Origin of the sequence: Collinsella sp. AM12-1, assembly GCF_003472325.1 — a bacterium.
Taxonomy (GTDB): domain Bacteria; phylum Actinomycetota; class Coriobacteriia; order Coriobacteriales; family Coriobacteriaceae; genus Collinsella.
In genome coordinates this window covers 1-1,272 of the sequence record NZ_QRLS01000050.1, presented here as the reverse complement: position 1 = coordinate 1,272, position 1,272 = coordinate 1, and the positions used below count along the sequence as shown (strand labels likewise).

The 1,272-nt window shown below is 64.9% G+C and carries 1 protein-coding gene; it reads left to right on the top strand.

From position 1 onward, the window contains the following. Positions 1 to 24: 24 nt before the first annotated feature. Positions 25 to 1,266 carry an arginine deiminase gene (gene arcA / locus DW136_RS09840; protein WP_117584235.1) on the top strand — a complete coding sequence of 414 codons (1,242 nt, stop codon included), beginning with the start codon at positions 25 to 27 and terminating at the stop codon, positions 1,264 to 1,266. The last annotated feature ends 6 nt before the right edge of the window (positions 1,267 to 1,272 follow it).

The window sequence follows — 1,272 nt, the reverse complement described above, 5'->3', positions numbered from 1 at the left end:
GGCCCGAAAGAAAGGTAGGAGGCCATGACGAAAGGTCTGCACGTGCCTTCCGAGATCGGCAAGCTCAGGAAGGTCTGCCTGCACCGTCCCGGCGACGAGCTCCTCAACCTGCCGCCCGACGAGCTCGAGCGACTCCTGTTCGACGACGTCCCGTTCCTGGAGGTCGCGCAGCAGGAGCACGACACCTTCGCCCAGATCCTTAAGGACCAGGGCGTGGAGGTGCTCTACCTCGAGAACCTCGTCGCAGAGGTGTTCGACCAGGTCCCCGGCGCCCGCGCCGAGTTCACCGACCAGTACATCGCCGAGGCAGGCATCCGCGGCCAGCAGATGCCGCAGATCGTCCGCGAGAAGCTGGACTCCATCGAGGACAACCTCGAGTTCGTCAAGAAGACCATGGCCGGCATGACCAAGGCCGAGATCGACATGCCCCTCACGGCGTCCACGACCCTCGACTCCCTGGTCAACTCCGAGTCCGAGTCCGACCTGATCATCGACCCGATGCCCAACCTCTACTTCACCCGCGACCCGTTCGCGGTCGTCGGCGAGGGCGTCAACCTCAACCGCATGTACTCGGTCACCCGCAACCGCGAGACCCTGTACGGCAAGTACGTCTTCAAGTACCACCCCGACTACAAGGACGTCTCCCTGTATTTCCGCCGCGACTGCCAGTTCCACACCGAGGGCGGCGACGTGCTGAACATCAACGAGAAGACCCTCGCCGTCGGCATCTCCCAGCGCACCCAGGCCGCCGCCATCGACGTCATGGCCCAGAACATCTTCTGGAACTCCGACTCCAAGGTCGAGCGCATCCTGGCCTTCGACATCCCGGTCTCGCGCGCCTTCATGCACCTCGACACGGTCTTCACCCAGATCGACGTCGATAAGTTCACGATCCACCCCGCCATCATGGGCACCCTGCGCGTCTACGAGCTGACCGCCGGCAAGAACCCGGGCGACGTGAACATCCGCCTGATCGAGGACACCCTCGAGCACGTCCTGGAGGACGCCACCGGCGTCGACCAGGTCAAGCTGATCCCCTGCGGCGGCGGCGACCCGATCGCGGCCTCCCGCGAGCAGTGGAACGACGGCTCCAACACCCTGTGCGTCGAGCCCGGCAAGATCTGCGTCTACGCCCGCAACACCGTCACCAACGACGTGCTGTACAAGGAGGGCCTGGACCTTCTCGTCGTGCCCTCCGCCGAGCTCTCCCGCGGCCGTGGCGGCCCGCGCTGCATGAGCATGCCCTTCTGGCGCGAGGACCTCTAAGGTTTT

Excerpts from the sequence above, each read along its gene's own strand:
- arcA (WP_117584235.1), top strand. The coding sequence starts at position 25 with ATGACGAAAGGTCTGCACGTGCCTTCCGAGATCGGCAAGCTCAGGAAG.